The organism is Ensifer adhaerens (genome assembly GCF_002940685.1).
In the GTDB taxonomy this organism is placed as follows: Bacteria; Pseudomonadota; Alphaproteobacteria; order Rhizobiales; family Rhizobiaceae; genus Ensifer; species Ensifer adhaerens_E.
This window is the reverse complement of sequence record NZ_PNFP01000012.1, coordinates 213,001-232,135: the sequence shown is the minus strand read 5'-3', so window position 1 is coordinate 232,135 and position 19,135 is coordinate 213,001. Positions and strand designations below refer to the sequence as shown.

17 protein-coding genes are annotated in these 19,135 nt (G+C 65.5%); 7 read left to right on the top strand and 10 right to left on the bottom strand.

Annotated features, from left to right (window positions below):
• Positions 1-21: 21 nt before the first annotated feature.
• The 3 genes from C1A35_RS23335 to C1A35_RS23325 all read right to left on the bottom strand — a co-directional run bounded on the left by C1A35_RS23335 (position 22) and on the right by C1A35_RS23325 (position 3,738).
• The gene (locus tag C1A35_RS23335; RefSeq protein WP_104666639.1) at positions 22-729 is read right to left on the bottom strand and encodes a class I SAM-dependent methyltransferase; all 708 of its coding nucleotides are present in this window, start codon (positions 727-729) and stop codon (positions 22-24) included.
• 185 nt (positions 730-914) lie between these two features.
• Positions 915-2,087, bottom strand: a complete 1,173-nt coding sequence (locus C1A35_RS23330) for a glycerate kinase family protein (RefSeq protein WP_104666638.1) — start codon at positions 2,085-2,087, stop codon at positions 915-917.
• 172 nt (positions 2,088-2,259) lie between these two features.
• A complete protein-coding gene (locus C1A35_RS23325; protein WP_234822962.1) occupies positions 2,260-3,738 on the bottom strand; it encodes an SLC13 family permease in 1,479 nt (492 codons plus the stop codon).
• 230 nt (positions 3,739-3,968) lie between these two features.
• On the opposite strand from C1A35_RS23325, the gene C1A35_RS23320 reads away from it, so the two are divergent.
• Complete coding sequence (locus tag C1A35_RS23320; protein ID WP_104666637.1) at positions 3,969-4,418, top strand: pyridoxamine 5'-phosphate oxidase family protein; 450 nt, start codon at positions 3,969-3,971, stop codon at positions 4,416-4,418.
• 49 nt (positions 4,419-4,467) lie between these two features.
• Here C1A35_RS23320 and C1A35_RS23315 read toward each other — a convergent pair whose 3' ends face one another.
• The 7 genes from C1A35_RS23315 to C1A35_RS23285 form a co-directional block, all read right to left on the bottom strand.
• The gene (locus C1A35_RS23315; protein ID WP_104666636.1) at positions 4,468-5,304 is read right to left on the bottom strand and encodes a universal stress protein; all 837 of its coding nucleotides are present in this window, start codon (positions 5,302-5,304) and stop codon (positions 4,468-4,470) included.
• Between the two features lie 203 nt (positions 5,305-5,507).
• Positions 5,508-6,752 carry a Gfo/Idh/MocA family protein gene (locus C1A35_RS23310; protein ID WP_104666635.1) on the bottom strand — a complete coding sequence of 415 codons (1,245 nt, stop codon included), beginning with the start codon at positions 6,750-6,752 and terminating at the stop codon, positions 5,508-5,510.
• 71 nt (positions 6,753-6,823) lie between these two features.
• Positions 6,824-7,843, bottom strand: coding sequence for a LacI family DNA-binding transcriptional regulator (locus C1A35_RS23305; protein WP_104666634.1), 1,020 nt, complete (start codon positions 7,841-7,843; stop codon positions 6,824-6,826).
• Entirely contained in the window at positions 7,840-8,796 is a 957-nt protein-coding gene (locus C1A35_RS23300) for an ABC transporter permease (RefSeq protein ID WP_104666633.1), read from the bottom strand. The genes C1A35_RS23305 and C1A35_RS23300 overlap by 4 nt, the downstream gene beginning before the upstream one ends.
• On the bottom strand, positions 8,793-9,785 hold the full coding sequence (locus C1A35_RS23295; protein ID WP_104666691.1) for an ABC transporter permease: 993 nt from the start codon (positions 9,783-9,785) through the stop codon (positions 8,793-8,795). Before C1A35_RS23295 ends, C1A35_RS23300 begins: the two co-directional genes overlap by 4 nt.
• A complete protein-coding gene (locus C1A35_RS23290) occupies positions 9,785-11,290 on the bottom strand; it encodes a sugar ABC transporter ATP-binding protein (RefSeq protein ID WP_104666632.1) in 1,506 nt (501 codons plus the stop codon). Before C1A35_RS23290 ends, C1A35_RS23295 begins: the two co-directional genes overlap by 1 nt.
• A gap of 164 nt (positions 11,291-11,454) precedes the next feature.
• The gene (locus C1A35_RS23285; RefSeq protein WP_104666631.1) at positions 11,455-12,480 is read right to left on the bottom strand and encodes an ABC transporter substrate-binding protein; all 1,026 of its coding nucleotides are present in this window, start codon (positions 12,478-12,480) and stop codon (positions 11,455-11,457) included.
• Positions 12,481-12,897: 417 nt separating this feature from the next.
• On the opposite strand from C1A35_RS23285, the gene C1A35_RS23280 reads away from it, so the two are divergent.
• From C1A35_RS23280 to C1A35_RS23255, 6 genes are all read left to right on the top strand, one after another.
• Positions 12,898-13,716 carry a DUF3100 domain-containing protein gene (locus C1A35_RS23280; protein ID WP_104666630.1) on the top strand — a complete coding sequence of 273 codons (819 nt, stop codon included), beginning with the start codon at positions 12,898-12,900 and terminating at the stop codon, positions 13,714-13,716.
• Positions 13,717-13,731: 15 nt separating this feature from the next.
• Positions 13,732-14,244, top strand: coding sequence for a hypothetical protein (locus tag C1A35_RS23275; protein WP_104666629.1), 513 nt, complete (start codon positions 13,732-13,734; stop codon positions 14,242-14,244).
• A 105-nt stretch (positions 14,245-14,349) separates the two neighbouring features.
• Positions 14,350-15,507, top strand: a complete 1,158-nt coding sequence (locus tag C1A35_RS23270; protein ID WP_104666628.1) for a M20 aminoacylase family protein — start codon at positions 14,350-14,352, stop codon at positions 15,505-15,507.
• A gap of 24 nt (positions 15,508-15,531) precedes the next feature.
• Positions 15,532-16,449, top strand: a complete 918-nt coding sequence (locus C1A35_RS23265; protein ID WP_234822961.1) for a LysR family transcriptional regulator — start codon at positions 15,532-15,534, stop codon at positions 16,447-16,449.
• A gap of 211 nt (positions 16,450-16,660) precedes the next feature.
• Positions 16,661-17,539: an NAD(P)-dependent oxidoreductase gene (locus tag C1A35_RS23260; protein WP_104666627.1), complete on the top strand. Its 879-nt coding sequence runs from the start codon at positions 16,661-16,663 to the stop codon at positions 17,537-17,539.
• Between the two features lie 18 nt (positions 17,540-17,557).
• Positions 17,558-19,099, top strand: coding sequence for an aldehyde dehydrogenase family protein (locus C1A35_RS23255; protein WP_440271554.1), 1,542 nt, complete (start codon positions 17,558-17,560; stop codon positions 19,097-19,099).
• The last annotated feature ends 36 nt before the right edge of the window (positions 19,100-19,135 follow it).

Here is a 19,135-nt window from a genome sequence, read left to right as displayed (position 1 = left end):
CCGGGAAACGGCGCTGGCCGGCTATGGCTTTTGCCAATCCATGACCAGGAACGAGGGGACCCTTCGAAAGAGGTCCCTCTGTTCCGAGTCGCCGCCGTGCGGCAGTGGTTCGTCGAAGGAGCGCAACTGCAGGCCCGCTCCCAGCAGAAGCGACATGTAGGTGCTGAGCGGCCGGTGCCAGTTCATCACCCGCAGATCGCCCCAGCCGATCCAGTCGGACCGTTCGTCCATGTAGTGATCGATCATGAAACTGCGATTGCCATCGGCGCCATCGCGCCAGCCGGTCGGGTTGCTGGCGCTGTAAAAGCTGGTCAGGTTAGCGATCAGCAGATGACCGCCCGGGCGGAGCACCCGGTTCATCTCGCCGATCGCCGCCCGCACATCGGGAATGTCGATAAGGCTGAGATAGGCAACGACGAGATCGAAAGTCGCATGCTCGAAAGGCAGCTCTTCGGCCTGTGCGATGCGGTAATCACCATCGGGATGCAGTCGTCGCGCCTGGCTGACAAGCGTCTCGGCGGGATCAATGCCGACCGCGCGCATCCCCTCTGCCGCAAGCAGCCGGCAGAACCGGCCCTCGCCGCACCCGACGTCCAGGACAGTCCTTGCTCCGCCTTGCCGCGCCCTCTCAAGCATGGGCGCATCGAGCACGAAGCGCCGCGCAAAATCCCCCTCGGCGCCCAGCCCGAAAATCCAGGCTTGCGCAGATTCCTCCCATCCGTTCGTCATTGGAAATCGGCCCCCGTGATCGGTGATGCAGTGGTGCGCAGACTGCGAGAGCAACCTTGGCGATTGCATGGCGGCGCGACGAAAACGTCCAGCGCTTCGCCCGACGGCCTCTCCTGGCGCGAGCGCCGCGCGGCTCCGGCGGGAGACGGCAGCGCCGCCGCCCCGCCAGAGCTGTGGCCGCTTCGTCAGGCGGCAAGGCCGCGTTCGTTGAGGAGCATGCCGACGCGCACCATGCGGACTGCGTCTTCCGCGGCGCGCACGAGCAGTTTCGGCGCGGCGTTGATGGCATCGTCGAGGGTGCAGGGCGCCTTCAGGATCGAAGCGAAGGCGTCGATGCCATGGTCGAAGTTCAGCGCGACGCCCTTGCCGATCGTTCCGGCGAGCGCAATGACCGGGCGGCCCGCCTCCTTGGCCCTGTGCCCGACCTCGGCCGGCACCTTGCCGAACGGCGTCTGGCCGTCGAGGCTGCCTTCGGCGGTGATCACCAGGTCAGCCTTGGCGATCATGCCGTCGAGTTCGAGATAGCGCATGACGATGTCGTAGCGCGGGTGCAGCGCCCCGCCGAGCAGCCCCATGACAGCCGCACCGAGGCCGCCGGATGCGCCCGCCCCCGGCGCGTCGCCGACGGCGATGCCGGTCGTCTGCCCGATGGCGGCGGCATAGGTCTCCATCGCCGCCGCCAGCAGTTCCACCTGCTCGGGCGTCGCGCCCTTCTGCGGCCCGAAAACGCGGGCAACGCCACGCTCGCCGAGCAGCACATTGTGCCAGTTCACGGCCGCGTCGATGCGCACTTCGGCGAGGCGCGGATCGCGGCCCGAAATGTCGATGCGCGCCAGCGACGCGAGCGCCGCCCCGCCGGGCGCAAGCGGCTTGCCCTCCCGGTCGAGCAGTTTCACGCCGAGCGCTGCGGCCATGCCGGCGCCGCCGTCATTGATGCCGCTGTCGCCGCAGCCAAGCAGGATGCGGCGCGCCCCGGCGTCGAGCGCCGCCCGGATCAGTTCGCCGACGCCGTAGCTGGTGGTGATGCAGGGATTGCGGCGATCGCGCGGCACCAGCCGCAAACCGGCGGCCGCAGCCATTTCGATGACGGCAGTGCGCTCGGACTGGCCGCCGAGGAAGCCGAAATGCGAGGCGACGGGCTCGCCGAGCGGACCGGTGACCGTCAGTTCGTGCAGGCTGCCGCCGGTGATCGCAACCAGCGCCTTGGTGAAACCTTCGCCGCCGTCGACCATGGGCACCTTGATGACCTCAGCGTTCGGGCAGGCGCGCAGCACGCCTTTCTCGATGCAGTCGGCAGCTTCCTCGGCCGACAGGCTTTCCTTGAAACCGGACGGTGCAACCAGAATGGTAAGTGACATGTGACAATCTCCTTGCACTTTTGTGACAATGCGGATGCAGGGGAGAAACGGCGGCCCGCGGTGTTTATTCCGGCCGAAATGCAGAATTCCTTCTTTTGCGAAAAGAAAAGAAAAAGAGCCGAAGCGATAGCCGCTTCGGCTCTTTAAAATACTCTATATCAGATACTTAGCGTCATGCTTCCAACCCCACCGCCGGCCAGATCATAAGCGCGAACAGGGCAAGCAGCGCGATGAACGGGAGAGCCAACATCAAGGCCAGGCGCAGGAGATCGGACGGGCTGAAGGCGGGTGGTTCCATGCCTCCGAAGAGTGCGACGGGCTTGGCCGAAACCATCAGCGTCTGGCAGAAGCCACTACCTATGGCTGTCACCATGATCAGGCTGGCGGGGCTGACCCCGAAGCCCGCCAGCGGCAGCGCGACGGCCGGGATGAGCACCGTCGCCCGCGCCGTTCGCGAGGCAATGACGATATGGGCAAAGGTCGCCACCGCGATGGCGAGAAGCACGACCATCCATGCCGGCGGCTTGCCGATCTGGCCGAAGGCGCCGATCAGGCGGTCGGCAAGCTCGGTCGCCGTTCCGGTCGAAAGCAGGGCCTCGCCGATGACGAGGGTGCCGGCGAGGAACAGAAGCAGGTTCCACTCGACCCCCTTCAGCGCCTTGCGGAACGGCATGCCGGAGATCTTCTCCGACGCCAGGATCAGCGCGCCGACGAGGGCGACGACCGGCAGCGCGATGCCATGCAGGTCCGAGGTCGCAAGCGCGACGACGGTGGCCGCCGTGACGGCGAGGATCGCCTTGTCCCGCGCGGAAAACGGACGCTTCTCCGTCGGCGCGGCCGGCAGGTCGAGGCGCCAGTTGCGATCGGCATCGTCGAGGAAGAAGCGCAGGATCAGGCCGCAGGCAATCAGGCTCGTCAGCAGCGCGAAGGGTGCTGCAAGCAAGGCCCAGCCGAGAAAACCCGGCGCTTCGCCGCCGCTGCGGCGGATGAAGTCGACGGCGACGAGATGGGCGCCGGCGCCGGTGAGCGAGGCGGCCGCCGAAAGCAGGATCACCGACGGAAACAGGAGGGCCAGCGCGCGGGTGATGCCGGGGCGGCCGATGGTCGAGGCAAGCCCCAGGAAGACCGGCATGAAGATCGCCGCCCGCGCCGAGGTCGAGGGAATGATGAAGGCGGTCGCAAAGATCGTCAGTGTCACCAACCAGAACAGCCGGCTGACGTGGCGGAAGCGGGCGAGCAGCCGGAAGGCCAGTCGCTCGACGAGGCCGGATGCCTGCAACACCGCCGCAATCACCGATGCCGCCATCATCAGCCAGACGATGTCGTTGCCGAGAGCGGCATAGACCGCCTCTTCGCCGACGGCGCCGGTCACCGCCAATGCCGCAGCCCCGGCAAGCGCCACCGGCGTTTCCGGCAGGTCGAAGATGGTCCAGCAGATCAGCGTCGTCGCAAACACCATCAGCGAAAGACGCATCGGCAGCGCCAGGCCGTCGGCCGCGAGGAAGATGAGGACGGCGGCAAAGGCGACGAGCATCGCGCCGACGAGCAGGCGCACCTGGCTCACAGGCATGTGGCCGTCAACGCGTTCCGCTACCGCCGCGTTCAGGGTGACGAGGTCTTTCTCCGAAGCGATCACCGGGCTGATGGTCATAGCTACGCTCCCTTTTTGCTGGCCCAGGTTCGCGCGCGGCAACCGCGCCGCACGGAAGCCACCGGGCTGATTTCGTGGGAGGGCAAACGGGGCGTCGGGCGGTTTATTCCGCTCGCGCCCGACAATTTTCGACGCTGGAGGTCCGAAAGCCCGAATTGAGCCAGATCAATGCCTGTTCTCCTGACAGGCAGACACTGGTGCCAGATGACCTCTTTCAAAAGGAGAGCTTCATGTTGATCCGGGAAATGTCGCGGCAGGAATGCATCGACCTCGTCGCCGAGAACCACATCGCCCGTCTCGGGTGCGTCCGGGATGGCCAACCCTATGTCGTGCCCATCCAATATGCCTTTGCCGCCAACAGGCTCTATGGATTCTCGATGCCCGGGCGGAAGATCGACTGGATGCGGGCCAATCCCCGCGTCTGCCTGCAGATCGACACGGCAGCGGACCGAAAGAGCTGGCGAAGCGTCGTCATCTACGGCCGCTATCAGGAATTGCCCGACACGAAGCAATGGCACCGCGAGCGCATGAACGCCTGGTCGCTGCTCGAACAGCGCACGAACTGGTGGGAGCCGGGCGGCCTGAAGCCCGGTGAACAGGCGATTGCCGGCACCTCGCCGCATCTCTTCTTCGAAATCGAGATCGACGAGGTGACCGGACGCGCAGCCTTTGCCGGCTGAGTGTCGCCAGCGCGCAGGCGGATGGCTGCGCGCTGGTACCCGACGGCCCTCAATGCGCCATCAGCACGGGAACCACGGCGTTTTCGAGCATCGAACGGGTGACCCCGCCAAAGACGCGCTCGCGCATTCGGGAGTGGCCATAGGCCCCCATGACGATCAGATCGGCCGCCACGTCCGACGCGAAGCGATTGATCACCTCGTCGACCCGGTGTCCGCCACTTGGCAGTCTCTCGACGGAAACGGAAACGCCGTGCCGTGCGAGGTAGGCGGCAATATCGGCGCCCGGTTCTTCGCCGTTCCTGCCGTAGGCAGAGCGAGGATCGACCATCGTCACGTAGACGATCTCGGCGGTAACCAGCATGTCCAGCGCTTCCCGCACTGCCCGGGCGGCTTCCAGCCTGGAATTCCAGGCAAGCACCACCGTCTTCGGATCAAGCCGCGCGGGCTTGCCCCTGGGCATGACGAGAACCGGTCTCGCGGAGCTGAACAAAGTGCCGTCGATGGTGCGCGAGCGCAGTTCCGGGTCCAGCGTCAGGCCATCGCCGACCAGCGTCAGGTCGGCGTAGCGGGCGCGCTCGCCGATCTCGTCATCGGCCCAGGCAAACTCAGTGTATTTCGTCTCGACGCTGAACGAGATGCCTTCCTTCGCAAGAACGTCGTTTGCCTTTGCCGCTGAGGAATCGAGCTTCTCGATGTCACCCTGCCGCTCGTTCAGCCAATCGATCGAAATGGCGGAGGCAAAATCGCCGATCGGCGGCGCGGCGGCGAGCTTGACGACGAGCAGGGCAAGGTGGGCATTTGCGGAAGCGCAGACCCGTGCCGCCGCACGCAGGTCATCTGCGGAATGATCGACGCCGACCACGGCGAGAATCGTCTTGTATGTCATCGCATTTCCTCCTCGCGACCAGATTTGGGATCTGGTTCAGCCTAGGCGGGCGCGCGGCCGGCGACATTGATCCCGGTCAACAGGAGGTCACGGAGGCCAGCGTATAATTGCGGGGGGGGAAGCTCGGCGCGCGGATGCTTGCGCTGGGCGAAGCGGCGAAGGCCGTTACGGCCCCCGCCCCATGGTTGGTTCATAAACAGTCGTCAGGCACTCCGGCGCGCGACGACCGGAACGTAGTGTTCGAGCTCGGGCGCGGGAAACTGAAGCGTCGCGTTGATCTCCGCCGAGCGATAAAGACCCATCAGCATCTCGACCACCGCAAGCCCGTCCTCGAAGGTCTCAAGCGGCTTTTCGCCCTTGCGGAAGCACTCCACCATATGGCGGTTTTCATCCGTATAGCCGTAGACACCGGCCTCGTCCTCGAGCACCGGCATCAGGCCCTGCTCGGCGTTCTGCTTCTCGACGAGGTCTTCGCCTTCCGATCCCCTGACTTCGCGCGACATGAAGATCTTGAGGCCGGTGCTGAGCGAATTGTATTCGAGCGCATATTCCGGCCCGAGCAGTTCGAGCTGGATACGCAACCCGGCGCCGACATAGGCCCAGGAGGTGGTCGCCTCGATCATCAGTTCGTTGCCGTCCTGGTCTTCGAGCGTCACCGTGGCGCGGGCGAAATCCTCGGACGGCCGGTTGCGATAGTCGACCTCGCTGCCGAAGCGATTGCGCAGCTGCTCGGCATAGTGGGGACGCGTCCATTTGAGGTTGGCGACGGTGCCGTTCACCGCCTTGATCTTCAGTGAGTTGCGTGGCGCTCCGGGCGCGGTCAAGAGGTAGCGCGCCACTTCGACGCTGTGGCACATCATGTCCGAGAGCACGCCGCCGCCCTGCTTGTCGCCCTGCCAGAACCAGGGCTCGTGCGGGCCGGAATGCTCCTCGGCGGCGCGCGCCAGATAGGGACGTCCGGTGGTGGAAGCGGCGCGCCGCCAGATGATCTCCTTGCCGCGCAGCACCGGCGTGCAGAAGACCTGGTTTTCGAGGTAACCATGATTGAGGCCGGCATCTTCGGCGAGCGACAGCATCTCGCGTGCCTCGGCGACCGTGCGGGCAAGCGGCTTTTCGCAGGCAACCGCGAAGACCTTGCTGCGGCCGTCCTTGACCGCCCTGTGCAGTGTCCGCATGACATCGATGCGGGTGTAGTTGGGCGAGAGGATCCAGACCGCATCGACGTCGTCGGCGGTCAGCAGCGCTTCCAGGCTTTCATGGGTGTGGCAGGTGCCAAGACCGAGGGCCTCGACTTCCTTGGCAAATTTCTCCCGGTTCTCGGACTTGCGGCTGAAGACGCCGGTGACCTCGACATTGCGCACGCCGATCATCGATTTCAGGTGGAAATGGGCGATGAAGCCCGATCCGACGAAACCCACGCGCAGCGTCTGCTTCGGTAGCTGTGTCATTCTCTTCTCCCGTTTATCGAGTTTGGTAACGGCGGCCGGCGCGCGAACCGCGCACGACCAACCCGCTCCGGCTACTTTCGCGGCGGTGCGGTGCTGCCACGGATGTTGAGCGTGGTCGGCAGGACGATGGCCGGCTCTGCGCCGATGTCGTCGTCCGACAGGATATTGAGAAGCTGCGACATCGCCGTGCGGCCGATGTCGGCGCGGGGCTGGCTGACGGTCGTCAGCGGCGGATAGAAGGCCTTGCTGAGATAGAGATCGTCGAAGCCGACGACCGAGACGTCGCCGGGCACGTCGCGACCAAGGCGCCTGAGCGCATGGATCGCGCCATAGGCCATTTCGTCGTTGGCGGCAAAGATCGCGGTCGGCGGCTCCGGCAGAGTGAATAAGTCCGCCGCACAGGCCTCGCCGCTTTCGAGCAGGTAATCGCCGCGGACCTCGTATCCCCTGGGGATCGTGAGGCCGGCGGCTTTCATGGCGGCCCGGTAGCCGTCACGCCGGTGCGCCGCCATCACCTCCGGCAGCGGGCCGGCGATATGGGCGATGCGGCGGTGTCCAAGCGCGATCAGATGCTCGACGGCGGCCTCCGCCGCCGCGACATTGTCGATCTGCACATGCGGGAAACCGGACCCCTCGATCATTTCGAGCGCGACGACGACAGGCAGATGCGAGAGATCGGCACTTTCGCCCGGCTCAGGCGGCGGCAGCTTGCCGGTCATCAGGATCATGCCGTCGGCATGGCCGTCGCGCAGCATGTTGAAATACTCGACCTCGCGGTCCGGGTCGTTCTCGGTATTGCCCATGAGAACGGCGTAGCCGGCCGCGCGCGCCGTCGCTTCCACACCCTTGAGGATTTCGAGATAGAAGGGGTTGCCGACGTCGCGAACGACCAGCAGCACCGACATCGACCGGCGGGTTCGCAGGTTGCGGGCGCTGACATTCGGGCGGTAGTTCAGCTCGCGGGCGAGCTCATGGATGCGTTTGCGCGTCTCGTCGGTCACCAGCGACGAACCGCTCAGCGCCCGGGAAACCGTCGCAACCGAGACGCCGGCGCGCTCTGCGATGTCCTTGATCTTCGGCCGCTCGCTCATGCCCGCATCGCCCTCCCGCGGCCATAGAACAGCATCAGGAGCAGCAGCGTCGCGCCGAACACCATCTGGCGACCGGACTCGTCGATGTTGACCGTCGTCAGGATGCCCTGGAGGATGACGAGCAGCAGAGCGCCCGCCATGGTGCCGGTGTAGCCGCCCTTGCCGCCGGCAAGCGAGGTGCCACCGAAGACGACGGCGATGATCGACGACAGCATGTATTGCTCGCCGACATTGGCGAAGGACGAGCCGGAATAGCCGAGCAGGCAGAGCCCGGCGATCGCCGCAAACATGCCCGAGATCATGAAGAGGCCGATGCGCATGAGCCGGACGGGAACGCCGGCCATGTAGGCCGCGTGTTCGTTGGAGCCGATCGCATAGATGCGGTGGCCGAAGACGGTGCGGTTGAGCATCAACGCCATGAACAGGCCGATCGCGATCCAGAGCCAGATGATGCCGGGAATGCCAAATGCGAAGGGCTGGGTCACGAAGGCGGACAGCCCCGGCGCCGCGCGGCCCGACGGGATGCCCTGGCGGATCACGACCAGCAGGCCCTGCAACACGCCGAGCATGCCGAGCGTCATCACCAGCGGCGGGATGCGTAAAAGCGTGACGCCGAGACCGTTCAACAGGCCGAAGAAGGCGCCGGCCGTGAGGCAAGCGAGCACCGCCGGCAGGATGCCGCCATCGGCGCCGTTCATGACGTTGCCGGCAATGATCGCCGAAAGCGAGACGACGCCGCCGACGGAGAGATCGATGCCCTCGCGCCCGCCGAGGATGACGACGTTCTGGCCGGCGGCGACGATGCCGAGCAGCGAGGCGACGATCAGAAGCCGCAGGATCTGGTCGGCCGAGGCGAAACCCGGCGACAGGCTTTGGCCGAGATAGAGCAGCGCGACGATGAGGATCAGCGCGACAATGAGCGGCTGCTTGAAGAACGACGTAATCGCGCTCATGCGCGTGCCCTCCGGCCGGCAAGAACGCCGGCCATCAGGACCAGCAAGATGGCGAGGCCCTGGACGAAGTTCTGCCACTCCGACGGCGTGCCCATGAAGAAGACGAGCGAATTGACGAGGCCGATCGTCAGCGCACCGAGCAGCGAGCCGACCACCGTCGTCCAGCCGCCGGCAAGCGCGCTGCCGCCAAGCACGACGGCGGCGACGCTGTAGAGCGTCATCTTGCCGCCGACGAGCGGGTCGCCGCTGGCCGTATCGCCCGTCAGGCAGAAGGCCGAGAGCGCCGAGAACAGGCCGCAGAGCAGGTAGCCCTTGATGCGGACTGCAACAACCGGCACCCCCGTCTGATAGGCCGCCTGCTGATCGTCGCCGACGGCGAGAAGCTCGGTGACGATGCGGGTGCGCGACAGGAGATAAAGCAGCACGGCGAGCGCCGCGAGTACGTAGAACACGAAGGGCAAGCCGAAGAGACGGCCGCCATAGGTGCGCCAGAAGAGCGCCGGCGCCGGCGTGCCGGCGACGGGCATGACATAGAGCGCCAGGCCGGTGAAGAAGATGCTGGTCGCGAAAGTGGCGACGATCGCCTGCAGCCGGAGCGCGGCAACGACGATGCCGTTGATGAGGCCGCAGGCAAGGCCGATCAGCACCCCGAGCGCGAGTGCGAGCAGCACGGCGCCGGCGCCGCCGCCCCAGCGCTCCATCAGCACGACGATCGCGACGTTGACCAGCGACAGCGTCGCGCCGGCGGAAAGGTCGATATCGCCGGCGGAGACGACATAGGTCTGGGCGATCGCCAGCATGACCAGCGCCATATAGGTGCTGAGCAAACCCGTCAGCGAGCGGAAGCTCAAGCTGTTCGGCGAGAAGAGGCCGTTCAGCGCCAGAAGCGCGATGAGGATGACGAGCGCCGGCAGGAAGGGGTAGCGCTCCAGCCAGGACCGCAAACCGGCCGCTCCGGATGATCGTGTGTCTGTCGCGGTCGATGTCATCATGCGGCCTCGTATGCAGCCTGGTAGAGATTGTAGCGGGTGCGATCGTCGCCGGTCAGCTCGCGGGTCACCGAGCCGCCGTTGAAGACGAGGATGCGGTTGGCATTGCCGAGCAGTTCGGCATCCTCGGACGAATAGAGCAGGATGCCGAGGCCTTCGGCGGCAAGCTGCCGGATCAGTGCGAACAGATCGGCCTTGGCCTGGAGGTCGATGCCCTTGGTCGGATCGTCGAGCAGCAGCACATCGGGTCGGTCGATCAGCCAGCGGGCAATGATCACCTTCTGCTGGTTGCCGCCGGAAAGCGAATTGATCGGATGGAAGAGGCTCGCGAACTTCGTGTGCATCGCTTCGAGAGCCGGCATCGCCTTGTCCCGGAGACTCGACGGTCGCGCGACCATCAGCCGGTCGCGCAGGTAATGGATCGGCGTGACGTTCTCGATGATCGGCCGGCCGCTGATGACGCCGTCGCGCCCGCGGTCGCCGGAGACGTAGGCGCAGCCGCGCCGGATCGCGTCGCGCGGGCTCCTGGCATCGTAGCGTTCGCCGCCGATCGTCACCTCACCGGACGTCACGGTGCCTGCCCCGAAGATCGCTCGCAGCAACGCCGATTGCCCTTGTCCGTGCAGGCCGCCAAGCCCCAGGATCTCGCCTTTGGCCACCTCGAAGCTGACATCGCGAAAGCCTTTGCCCGAGAGGTTGCGAACGGAGATCGCTGCCTTTGCCCCCGTTTGCACCACCGCCGGCGCCGACGACCGGGCCGCCGGCATGTCGCTGGCCCCGCCGACCATCAGCCGGATGACGGTTGCCGGGTTGGTCTCGGACAACTTCAGGGTCTCGATGGTCTCGCCATCGCGGATGATCGTGACGCGATCGCCGATCGCAGTGATCTCGTCCATGCGGTGTGAAATGAAGATGATGCCGCGCCCCTGGCCTTTGAGATCGCGCAGGATCTCGAAGAAACGATCGACCTGGGCGCGATCGAGCGCGGAGGTCGGCTCGTCGAAGATCAGGATCGGCGCTTCGCTGGCGAGCGCCTTCATGATCTCGACCAGTTGCCGCTGATCGGCGCGCAAGTTGCCGACGAGCGCTTCCGCATGAAAACCTTCGCCGGCGACTTCCAAGAACAAGGCGATGTAGCGGGCCGCGCGCGCCTTCAGCGCCGCCCGGTCGACGAAGAGACCGGCCTTCACCGGCAGGGCGGAAAGGCAGATGTTCTCCTCGACCGAGCGATGGCTGGCGAGACTGAGTTCCTGATAGAAGATGCCGATGCCGGCGACGCGTGCCGATTGCGGCCCGGAGATGGTCACCGGCTTGTCGTTGATCAGGATCTGGCCGCCGTCGGGGCGCACGCTGCCGGCGATGATCTTGCAGAGCGTGCTTTTGCCGGAGCCGTTGGAGCCCATCAGCACATGCACCTCTCCTGCGGCAACCTCGAGATCGCCGCGGCGTAGCGCCAGCGTTGCGCCGTAAGCCTTGCTCACGCCGTTCAGTCTCAGTTTCGACATGGGCTGTCGTCCACCATTTGGTTGCTTGCCGCATCATGATGAAGCCGCGTCTTCGCACCGGCTCCGCTGCAGCGATCTTTCGTGCCCGATCAGCCTTCTCGCGGCCATCGGCAGAATCGGTCGCCGGGCGGCTCAAGACAAGAGCCGCCCGGCGAAACCAGAGCTTACTTGAACAACGCCGTGGCGTCGTCGATCGAAAGCGCGTTGGTGTAGGAGTAGTAGCCCGGCTTGCCGTCGAGTTGCTTGGCAGCATCTGCGAGGTTCTTTGAGTCGATGAACGGGATCGGCAGGTACATGGCGTTCTTGTACTGGCCGGCCGTTGCCGGCTCCTTCAGTTCCTTGCCCTGCAGCATCAGCACCGCGACATTGAGCGCGCTTGCCATCACGCCCGGCGGATTGACGGTCGCACCGGAGTTCAGCTTGTCCTTGACCCAGAGATCGATGAAGTCCTTGCGGATTTCGCCGGTCGCGGCTATCTGGCTGGTCTTGCCGGCATCCATGATCGACTTCCAGGCACCGGCCGCCATGCCGTCCTGCACGACGACGCCGTTGATGTCAGGATAGGTCGCAAGGATGTTCTGCATCGCCTGCTGACCCTGGGCCTGGTCCCAGTTGGCGTTCACTTCATTCACGACCTGGATATCCGGAAAGTCCTTGAAGACGCTCTTGTATCCGGCGACGCGCATCTCGTTGGCCGGATGGCCGGCGACGCCGTTGATGGCAACCACCTTGCCCTTGCCGCCGAGCGTGTCGGCCAGCCACTTGGCGCCGGCAGCCCCCCAGGCCGTCTGGTCGATGCCGACATAGGTCGCATCCGGCGAGGATACCTCGGCGTCCGTTGCGATCACCAGGATGCCGGCTTCCTTCGCCTGGGCGAAGATCGGATCGAAGGCCGTCGGACTGTTGGGATTGATGATGATGGCGTTCACGCCTTCGGCGATGAAGTTGCGCACATGCGCAATCTGCCCGGGCACGTCGACATTGGCGCTCTGGACGGAGACTTCGACGTCGACGCCCTTCTCCTTCCACTTCGCCGCGGCCTCCTTGGCCTCGTCGATCATCTGCGTGCGCCACTCGCTGCCGACCCAGCCGTTGGACAGGCCGATCTTGAACGTCTCGGCATTGGCGAAAGAAGCGGAAATGGCAATGGTTGCGACAGCGCCAAGCGCTGCGGCGATAAATTTCTTCATAAGATCCTCCCAAATCTTGCAAGATCCATGAAGCCAGAAAATGTAATCGATTTCAATAAGCAATTTCGGTGAGAATTACTGGGTTTTCAAATTTCTGCCGCCGGCAAGATCAGGTCCACGCGCCCGGCTTCGGCAGCGCGCCATCAAGTGAAAGGAATAGTGCTTGGATCACCCTCCCCGCCGTGCGACAGCAAGGGCAGAGGCAGTGACGATTCGTCGTCACGCCAACTGGAATGAACTGCAGGAATGAAGCCATGACATGAAGGCGCTGCGGGGCCGATCCCGATGGCCGCCCGCCCGTTGCTCAAATCGCAACACTTCGTTGCTTGCCGGCCGGCTAGCCGCAATTTGCCCTCACCCCCTACTGTTACGTTTGGGCAAAGAACAACAACTGGCTCCCAACCAGAGGAGAACATCATGACCGGAAAAACCGGAGCCGCTTCGGGCGCGCTCTATCTGCACATCCTTGTGCTGGCGATCGTCATCGTCTCCGAGCTGATCGGCATTCAACGCCTTCCGATCGGCATCGGCACCGTCATCTTCCTGCCGATTCTCTACGCGTTTGCGCTCGGCATCGTCTTCAATCCTGCCATTTTCAAGGCAAGCGCGAAGTTCCTGTCGCGTGACGCGGTCAAGCTTTCCGGCGCGATGATCACCGTCGCCATCATGCCGTTCATCGCCAAGTTCGGAACGACGGTCGGCCCGCAGATCTCGAAGATCATCGAGGCCGGCCCGGCGCTGGTCCTCCAGGAGCTCGGCAATCTCGGCACGATCATCGTCGCTTTCCCGGTCGCAGTGTTCCTCTTGAAGATGGGCCGCGAAGCCGTCGGCGCCACCTATTCGATCGACCGCGAGCCGAACCTCGCGCTGATCGCCGACAAGTACGGCCTCAACTCGCCCGAGGGCGCGGGCGCCATGGGCGTCTATGCCACCGGCACGCTGATCGGCACCTTCGTCTTCGCCATCATGCCGCCGATCATCCATGGCCTCGGCATCTTCGACGTGCGTGCGCTTGCCATGTCCTGCGGCGTCGGCTCGGGCTCGATGCTCGCTGCCTGCACCGGCGGCCTGGTCGCCGCCGTCCCCGACCAGAAGGACATCATTCTCGCGCTCGCCGCCGCCAGCAACATCCTGACCTACGCCACCGGCCTTTATGTCGGCATGTTCGTCGCGCTGCCTTTGACCGAGTGGCTCTACAACAAGGCGCGTCCGTCCGAACGTCGCACCGCAGCCTGATCGGGAGAGAGAACCATGACCAACCAGAACACCTCCGCCAACTACGCCGACGACCTCCCGCTCAACCCCGAGGACGAACGCAAGCTCGACGTCGTCGGCCATGCCGGCCTGCTCTTGATTGCCTGCGCCATCGGCCTTGTCGCCAACTGGGTCGGCACCGGCACCTCGCCGCTGACGGCGCTGCCGGGCATGGCGGCGCTCTATGTCGCCTGTATCATCGGCCTGGCGCTTGCCCGCTTCGTGCCCTTCTACCTGCCGAGCGTCGCCTGGGTTTCGCTGATCGCGATCCTCATCACTATCCCCGGCGTGCCGGGCGCGGCCTGGGTCAGCGAGAAGGTCGAGCATCTGAACTTCCTCGCGCTGGCGACGCCGGCCCTTGCCTATGGCGGCCTTGCCCTGACGGCGAGCGAATTCGCGATCGCCCGCCGTTCCGGCTGGAAGATCGTCATCGTCGCGATCTGCGTGATGGTCGGCACCTATATGGGCTCGGTCGTCGTCGCGGACCTCTTCCTGCGCCTCGGGCAGTAACGCGGCACGCAATTCCAGGAAGCAGTTTTCCGTCCGGAATTGTCTAAGAGAAAAAGGTCGGCCGCTCTGCGGCCGGCCATCCCCCCAAATGACAGGACGCACGCCATGACACGCCACGACATCAGCCCCGAACGCATCGAGGAAACGATCCGCTGGCGCCATCACCTGCATGCCTACCCGGAACTCGCCTTCGAGGAGCGGCAGACCGCAGCCTTCATCGCTGGTCGGCTCGCCGAGTGGGGCATTGCCGTAAAGGACGGTTATGGCGGCACCGGGCTTGTCGGCACGCTCAAGCGTGGCACGTCGAGCCGTTCAATTGCCATCCGCGCCGACATGGACGCGCTGCCGATCATCGAGACGAGCGGCGTTGCTTACGCCTCGAAGACCGCGGGCAAGATGCACGCCTGCGGCCACGACGGCCATGTCGCGATGCTGCTCGCCGCGGCATGGCAGGCAAGCGAGATGGACTTCGACGGCACCGTGCATTTCATCTTCCAGCCGGCCGAAGAGGCCGAGGGCGGCGCCCGCGTCATGGTCGCCGACGGGCTCTTCCGCGAATTTCCGGCCGATGCCGTCTATGCGCTGCACAACTGGCCGGCGGTCGACGTCGGCTCGGTGGTTGCCCGCGACGATGCGATGATGGCCGCCTTCGGCGTATTCGAGATCACTGTCACCGGTCGCGGCGCCCACGGCGCCATGCCGCATGAGGGTGCCGACCCGCTCGTCGCCAGCGCCCAGATCGTCACCGCGCTGCAGACGATTGCAAGCCGCAACGTCTCGCCGCTCGAAGCCGCCGTCGTCTCGGTCACGCAGATCCACGGTGGCGACGCCTGGAACGTGATCCCCGAAAAAGCCGTGATCCGCGGCACGACGCGCTGGTTCGACAAGGCGGTCGGCGACACGCTCGAAAGCCGGATGCGCATACTTGTCACGGCGCTTGCCGAGGGCCTCGGGTGCACGGCCGAACTCGACTATCAGCGGCGCTATCCCGCCACTATCAACGACCCGGCAGCCGCCGCGCTCGTGCGCTCGGTTGCCGCTGCAGATCCTCAATTGACGGTCGTCGACGCGGCCCCGAGCATGGCGGCGGAAGACTTCGCCTTCATGCTCGACGAGCGCCCCGGTTGCTACCTCTGGCTCGGCGCGAAACGTGAGGGCGTTAACCCCGGCCTGCACTCGCCGCATTATGATTTCAACGACGCGATCATCGGCCAGGGCGTAAACCTCTGGACACGGCTGATCGCGACATCGCTTGGTCGTTGACCCCAAGGGGATTCCGTCGCATCCATGACCGCCATGGACGTACTCGACGCGAAAGCGCTCAGGATCTTTATGGCGGTTGCGCGCATCGGCTCGATCCGGGGCGCTGCCGAACATATGGGGCTGGCGCCATCGGTCGTCAGCCGCCAGATCGCCGACACCGAGCGCGACATCGGCCTGTCCCTGTTCGAGCGCACCGCCCGCGGCACGGTCTTGACCGATGCCGGCGAACTGGTGCTCGAACACGGCAAGCGCGTGCTTGAAGACAACGGGCTGCTCGCCGAACAGCTTGACCAGATCCGCGGCGTCCAGCAGACCCGCATCCGCATCCGCTGCGGCGAAGGCTTCATGGCCGACCTGGTGGAGAACGGGCTTTCGTCGTTTTCGAAGGCGCATTCCTATGTGCGCTACATCGTCGAACTCGGCAGCACCGAAGACGTCGTCGATGCCATCGCCAACAGCGACGCCGATATCGGCATCGCCTACACCCCCTTTACCGACCCGCGCATCCGGGCGCTGGCGATCGCCCGCCAGCCGCTCTGCGTCATCGTGCCCTCGGGCCATGCACTATCCGAGCGCAGCGACCTGAAACTAGCCGATTGCCTGACTTCGCCTTGCGCGCTGCTCGGCAAGGGCAATGGCGTGACGCAGCTGGTGGCGCGGGTGGCGGCCGATGCCGGACTGGCACTGGCGCCGTTGCTCGAAACCCATTCGATCGAGGTGCTCCGCCGCTTTGTCGCCGCCGGCCTCGGCGTCACCTTCCTGCCGCGCACCGCCGTTGCCGTCGAAATCGCGCACGGAGCCATGCAGGCGATCGACCTTACCGATCCGCTGCTGAGCGAGGCGACCGCCCACCTGATGGTGCGCGCCCACCGCCGCCTGCCGCTGTCGGTGGAGAAGCTGGGCCGGCACCTGGCGGCCGAAATGCAGTCGTTCAAGGGCTGATCGCCCCGTCCTTCCCGATCCTCGCTATTGTTCCCGACCAACCGGGGCTTCCTTCGACCAGCGGTCAGCCATGCCTGCGCGGCAGCGAAGGCATGGGCTCAGACGTTGCGACGCCAGCAACACATTGTACCAGGCATGCCGACTACCCGCTCACCACCCCGCATGCCACCTTCGCCCGATCATCCAAACCATATGAGGGATAGAGCGGATCATGGCGGAACGAACAAGTGTTGGCGTGGTGGGCCTGGGCGCCATGGGACTTGGCATGGCGACGACGCTTGCGGGCAAGGGCTTCGCCGTCAAGGGCTTCGACCTCTCCGAGGCGCGGCGCGCACTCGCGGCCGAAGGCGGTGTTTCGCCCGTCGCCGCACTCGCCGCGGTCTTCTTCGACACCGATTTCATCGTCTTCTCGCTACCGACCGCCAAGGACGTCGCGGCGGTGGTGGAAGCCAATCTCGAGGCGCTGAAATCGGCCGGTCGTCGCGTGGTGATCATCGACACCTCGACATCGGAGCCCGACGTCTCGCGCGATCTGGCCGCCGCCCTTGCCGGCCTCGGCCACGGCTTCATCGACGCACCGGTCTCCGGCGGTCCGGCAGGTGCTGCCGGCGGCAAGCTGACGATGATGATCGGCGGCAGCGATGCGGACGTTTCCCTTGCCGGCCCCGTGATCGACGCCATGTCGGCCAAGGCCCTGCATGTCGGCCCGAGCGGCGCCGGCAACGTCGCCAAGCTCGTCAACAACCTGCTTGCCGCCGCCCACATGGTGACCACGGGCGAAGGGCTGAAGCTGGCGCTCGCCGCCGGGCTCGACGCGGACGAAGCGCTGAAGGTGCTGAACGCCGCTTCCGGCAAGTCGATGATCAGCGAGGTGCATTTCCCGACCTGGGTAATGAACGGCCGCTTCGACAGCGGCTTCACCATGGGGCTGATGCGCAAGGACGTGCGGCTTGCGAGCGAGCTTGCGGCCCGCACCGGCGCTGATCTGCCGCTCTCGGGCGCGGTTGCCAAACTCTGGGCCGAGAGCCCGCTCGATAACGCCGAAGACTTTACCCGCATGGGCGCCTTCCGCCCCGCCAACGACAACTGAGACTTGAAGGGAACGACGATGAACGACATGACCATGCCCGCCAAGGCCGAGCGCATCCGCGCCCTCTTTCACGGCATCATCCCCGGCAACGAAATCGGCAGCTATGTCGATGGCGCGCTTGTTGCCGGTTCCGGCGACGAGCAGAAGCTGACGGATCCTGCGACAGGCGAAGTCTTTGCCACCTTCAGGGATGCCGGCAAGGACGTTGTCGACGCGGCGATGCAGGCGGCAGCGCGCGCCCAGCGTGAATGGATCTCGATGACCGCTTCGGCGCGCGGCCGGGTGATGAACGAGATTGCCCGCAAGATTCGCGAGCGCGCCGGCGAAATCGCCGAGCTCGAGAGCCGCTCGGCCGGACGGCCGATCCGCGACATTCGCGGCGAGGCGGTGCGGGTCGCCGAGATGTTCGAATACTACGCCGGCTGGTGCGACAAGCTGCATGGCGAGGTCATCCCGGTTCCGACCTCGCACCTGAACTACACGCGCAACGAGCCGGTCGGCGTCGTGGCGCAGATCACCCCCTGGAATGCGCCGCTCTTTACCGGCGGCTGGCAGATCGCGCCAGCGATCTGCGCCGGCAACGGCGTCGTCATCAAGCCGTCGGAACTGACACCGCTCAGCACGCTGGTGCTCGGCGCGCTCTGCGAGGCGGGCGGCGCCCCGCGCGGTCTCGTCAACGTCATCGCCGGGCAAGGGTTGACGGCCGGCCAGGCGATGGTCGCCCACCCGAAGACCGCGCTCGTCGTCTTCGTCGGCTCGGCGCTCGCCGGCTCGGCCATTGCGGCGGCGGCGGCAAAGAACACCGTGCCCTGCATTCTCGAACTCGGCGGCAAATCCGGCAACATCGTCTTTGCCGATGCCGATATCGACCGCGCCATCGTCGGCGCGCAGTCGGCAATCTTCTCCGGCGCCGGCCAGAGCTGCGTTGCCGGCTCGCGGCTTCTCGTCCATCGGTCTGTGCACCAGCAGTTCGTCGAGCGCTATGCCGAGGCCGCCGCGCGCATCCCGGTCGGCGATCCCTATCTCAACACGACGCAGATCGGCCCGATCAACAACGCCCGCCAGTGGGCAAAGATCGAGGAAATGGTCCGCCAGGGCGTTGCCGAGGGGGCGACGCTTGCGACCGGCGGCGCCAAGCCTTCTGCACTTCAATCCTCCGGCGGCTTCTATTTCGCCCCGACCATCCTCGACAACGTCAAGCCGGAGATGACGATCGCCCGCGAAGAGGTCTTCGGCCCGGTCGTCGGCGTCACCGTCTTCGACGACGAGGAAGAGGCAGTCGCCCTTGCCAACGACAACCCCTACGGCCTTGCCGGCGCCGTCTGGACCCGCGACGTCGGCCGCGCCCACCGGGTTGCCTCAAACGTGCGGGCCGGAACCTTCTGGATCAACGGCTACAAGACGATCAGCGTCATGTCGCCCTTCGGCGGCTTCGGCCGCTCCGGCTATGGCCGCTCGTCCGGCCGTGACGCGCTGATGGCCTATACCCAGACGAAGAGTGTGTGGGTCGAGACCGCGGAAAATCCGGCCGTCGTCTTCGGCTACGCGCCGGAAGCCTGATCGACAGTCCTCCCCGAAACGAAAAACGGCCGGCGA